Below are 4,628 nucleotides of genomic sequence, written 5' to 3'. Positions count from 1 at the left end.
CGGGAGCGGGAACGGCGGCACGGCCCCGCTCCCCGCGCCCGACGCCCCCCGCGGCGCGGACCGGCAGCGCGAGGGGGAGCGGGACGACCGGCGGGCCAGCGCGCCCGACCCCGGCCACCTGTCCACCTTCGCCCTCGACGTCGACACCGCCTCCTACGGCTACGCCCGCCGCACCCTCTCCGAGGGCCGGCTGCCCGACCCGTCGACGATCCGGCCCGAGGAGTTCGTCAACAGCTTCCGGCAGGACTACGAACGCCCGGACGGCGACGGCTTCACGGTCACCGTCGACGGCGCCCGCACCGCCGAGGACGACTGGTCCCTGGTCCGCGTGGGCCTCGCCACCCGGTCCGCCGGACCGGACGGGGACCGCCCGCCCGCCGCCCTCACCTTCGTCATCGACATCTCCGGCTCCATGGCCGAACCCGGCCGCCTCGACCTCGCCCGGGAATCCCTCGGCGCCATGACGGACCGGCTGCGCGACGAGGACTCCGTGGCGATCGTCACCTTCAGCGACGAGGCCGAGACCGTCCTGCCGATGACCCGCCTCGGCGGCAACCGGGACGAGGTCCACGACGCCGTCGGCACCCTGGAACCCGCGCGGTCCACCAACCTCGGCGCGGGCGTCGAGACCGGCTACGGGACCGCCGTCGAAGGACTGCGCGAGGGCGCCACCAACCGGGTCGTCCTGATCTCCGACGCGCTCGCCAACACCGGCGACACCGACGCCGGCACCCTCCTCGAACGCATCGGGGAGTCCCGCCGCGAGCACGGCATCACCCTCGTCGGCGTCGGCGTCGGCAGCGACTACGGGGACGCCCTCATGGAACGCCTCGCCGACGAGGGCGACGGCCACACGGTGTACGTGTCCGACGAGGAGGAGGGCCGCGAGGTCTTCGGCGAGCACCTGCCTCGCACCATCGACCTGACGGCCAGGGACGCGAAGGCCCAGGTCGCCTTCGACCCCGCCACGGTCGCCGAGTTCCGCCTCGTCGGCTACGAGAACCGCCGGGTCGCCGACGAGGACTTCCGCGACGACGACGTCGACGGCGGCGAGGTCGGCCCCGGCCACACCGTCACCGCCCTGTACGCGGTGCGCACCCGGTCCGGTGCCGCCGGCGGCCACCTCGCCACGGCCACCGTCCGCTGGCTCGACCCCCGCTCCCGCGCCCCGCACGAGGAGAGCGGCACCCTGGAGGCCGAAGACCTCGGCGGCTCCGTCTGGAGCGGCGGCCGGGGCCTCGCCGTCACCGCGGCCGCCGCCTACTTCGCCGACGCCCTGCGTCCGGACGGCCGCCACCGCGCCCTGCCCGGCGCCCCCGGCCTCGGCGAACTCGCCGGCCGCGCGGCCGGCCTGGCGGACCGCACCGGGGACGGGGACGTCCGCGACCTGGCCGAGGCGATCCGCACCGCCGACCGGCTGTCCTGAGGAGACCGTCCGTCCCGAGATGTCCGCCCGGCCCGGGGGCCCGGCCCATTGACTCACCATTACGCACCGGTAAGTTTACTTCGGAGTAAGTAAGCGGGGCAGCACAGCACGACCGCATCAGCCGCGACCGGGAGCCGTCATGGGTGTACGCAAGGATCTGAAACGCGCGAAACGACGTGCCGACCTGGCCGCCCGCACCAGAACCCGGACCACCAGGGACGAACACGGCGTCGTCCGCGAGGTCCGCACGGAACCCCTCGCCCTCCGGCCGGTCACCGGCAGCACCGCCGACATCCCGTTCACCAACGCGGCCGAGGCCCCGGACGACGTCGTCCTGCGCCGCGAACGGCACGGCGACTGGCACCCGGTCACCGCGGCGGCCTTCGCCCAGGAGGTCGCCGCCGTCGCCAGGGGCCTGGTCGCGGCCGGCCTCGAACCCGGCGACCGGATCGCGGTGATGTCCCGCACCCGCTACGAATGGGCGGTGCTGGACTTCGCGATCTGGTCCGCCGGCGGCCAGAGCGTCCCGGTCTACCCCACCTCCTCCGCGGACCAGGTCGCATGGATCGTCCGCGACTCCGGCACCCGGTTCGTCGTCACCGAGACCCCGCAGAACACCGCCACCGTCACCGCGGCCACCGAGGACCTCCCCGACCCCCCGCGCACCTGGGAGATCGACGCGGGCGCCCTCGCCGACCTCACCGTCCTCGGCCTGAACGTCCCCGACGCGGAGATCACCGCACGCCGCACCGCCCTCACCCCCGACACCCCCGCGACGATCTGCTACACCTCCGGCACCACCGGACGCCCCAAGGGCTGCGTCCTCACCCACGCCAACCTGCTCGCCGAGGCCGGCAACACCGTCGAACTCCTCCACCCCGTCTTCAAGGAGGTCACCGACCAGACCGCCTCGACGCTGCTCTTCCTCCCGCTCGCCCACATCCTCGGCCGCACCCTGCAGCTCGCCTGCCTGATCGGCCGCATCGAGGTCGGCCACTGGCCGAGCATCAAACCCGCCGAACTGCGCCCCGCCCTCAAGCGGTTCCGCCCCACCTTCCTCGTCGGTGTCCCCTACCTCTTCGAGAAGATCCACGACACCGGCCGCGCCACCGCCGAGAAGCTCGGACGCGGCGCGTCCTTCGAACGCGCCCACCGCGTCGCCGTCCGCTTCGGCGCCGCCCACCTCGACCGGTTCCTGGGCCGCGGCAAGGGACCGGGCCCGCGCCTGTACGCCGCCTGGGCGCTGTACGACCTGCTGGTCTACCGCCGCGTCCGCAAGGAACTCGGCGGCCGGGTGCGCTACGCCATCAGCGGCGGCTCCCCGCTCGAACGCGACCTCAACCTCTTCTTCTACGCGGCCGGGATCCTCGTCTACGAGGGCTACGGCCTGACCGAGACGACCGCCGCCGCCACCCTCGTCCCGCCGCTCGCCCCCCGCCCCGGCACGGTCGGCCTGCCGGTCCCCGGCACCGCCGTCCGCATCGCCGGCGACGGTGAGGTCCTCGTCAAGGGCGACATCGTCTTCGGGGCCTACCGCAACGACCCGGCCGCCACCGACGGGGCGCTCACCGACGGCTGGTTCGCCACCGGAGACCTCGGCTCCCTCGACGACGACGGCTACCTCACCATCACCGGCCGCAAGAAGGACATCCTCGTCACCTCCGGCGGCAAGAACGTCTCCCCGGCCGTCCTGGAGGACCGCCTGCGCAGCCGCCCGCCCGTCGGACAGTGCCTGGTCGTCGGGGACAACCGTCCCTACGTCGCCGCGCTCGTCACCCTCGACCCGGAGGCGGTCGGACACTGGCTCGCGGTGCGCGGGCTGCCCGCCGACACGCCCCTGGCCGAGGTGATCCACGACCCCCGGATGCGCGCCGACGTCCAGAAGGCCGTCGACCACGCCAACGAGGCCGTCTCCCGCGCCGAGTCGATCCGCGCCTTCACCCTCGTCGAGGGCGAGTTCACCGAGGAGAACGGACTGCTCACCCCGTCCCTCAAGGTCAAACGCCGGGCGGCGCAGGAGGCGTACGCACAGGAGATCGAGAAGCTGTACGCCTGACGGGGCGGACGGCCCGCCGAGGGGGCCAACCGGGTGAACCTGCGCAACCGTTTCCCGTGCGTCGGGTTACTGAAGGAGTAGGGCACGCGACGCCACGAGAAGGGAATGGGCTGTGCTGCTCCGTCCGCGGTACACGGGCTCGTCCCGCAGGCCTTCCCGTCCGTGGGTCGAGAGCGGACACGGGAGCCGCTGCCGGCGCCGAGTCCGCCGCCGGGCCTCCGGGCGCTCCTCTCGACGCACAGCACACCGTGGTGTCCGACGCACCGGCCTCTCGGCTCCGTCATGGCCGACTTCGGACGTCCGCACTCCGTGTCCGGGCCGGCTTTCCACCTCTTCAAGCAGGAAGACCACGACATTGCGACAGACCCTGAGCAGGGGAGCGTTCGCGGCGGCCGCCGCCACGGGCCTCCTCTCCCTGTACGGCGCCCCCGCCCTCGCCGACACGTACGCGGAGGGAGCCGCCACCAACTCACCCGGCGTCCTGTCCGGCAACAACGTCCAGGCACCCGTCGAGGTGCCGGTGAACGTGTGCGGCAACACCGTCGGTGTCGTCTCCGCGCTCAACGAGGCGTCCGGCAACACGTGCGTCAACGGCTCGCACCACGACGACCGGTCCGAGCAGCGCGCTTCCGGCACCTCCCAGGACCGCTCCGGCGGCGCGCACGCGGAGGGAGTCGCCAAGAACTCCCCCGGCGTCCTGTCCGGCAACAACGTCCAGGCACCGGTCCACGCCCCGGTGAACGTGTGCGGCAACACCGTCGACGTGGTCGGAGCCCTCAACACGGCCTCCGGCAACACGTGCGTCAACGGCTCGCACCACGACGACCGGTCCGAGCGGAACACGTCCGGCACCTCCCGGGACCGCTCCGGCGGCGGCGCGTACGCGGAGGGGGTCGCCGAGAACTCCCCCGGCGTCCTGTCCGGGAACCTCGTCCAGGTCCCGATCCACGCCCCGGTGAACGCGTGCGGCAACTCCATCGGAGTCCTCGGGCTCCTCAACTCCGCCTACGACAACGACTGCGGCAACGGCTACACGCCGGACGAGCCGCGCGAGCCCGTCGCCGAGCCCGAGGGCGAGACCCCGTCGTCCCCGCCCGTCCGCACGCACACCCCGCCCGCCACGCCCGCGACGTACACGCCGCCGGC

At 73.6% G+C, this 4,628-nt stretch carries 3 protein-coding genes; all 3 read left to right on the top strand.

Going from position 1 to position 4,628, the window contains the following annotated elements; genetic code table 11:
- On the top strand, positions 1–1,426 hold a 1,426-nt coding region (locus tag AOK18_RS06490), incomplete at its 5' end, for a vWA domain-containing protein (RefSeq protein ID WP_055693679.1).
- A gap of 139 nt (positions 1,427–1,565) precedes the next feature.
- Entirely contained in the window at positions 1,566–3,482 is a 1,917-nt protein-coding gene (locus tag AOK18_RS06485; RefSeq protein ID WP_055693678.1) for an AMP-dependent synthetase/ligase, read from the top strand.
- A 355-nt stretch (positions 3,483–3,837) separates the two neighbouring features.
- Positions 3,838–4,628: chaplin (locus AOK18_RS06480; protein ID WP_055693677.1), on the top strand; the 791-nt coding region annotated here is incomplete at its 3' end.

Origin of the sequence: Streptomyces prasinopilosus (genome assembly GCF_001419695.1) — a bacterium.
In the GTDB taxonomy this organism is placed as follows: Bacteria; Actinomycetota; Actinomycetes; order Streptomycetales; family Streptomycetaceae; genus Streptomyces; species Streptomyces prasinopilosus.
This window is presented reverse-complemented; position numbering and strand designations above follow the sequence as displayed.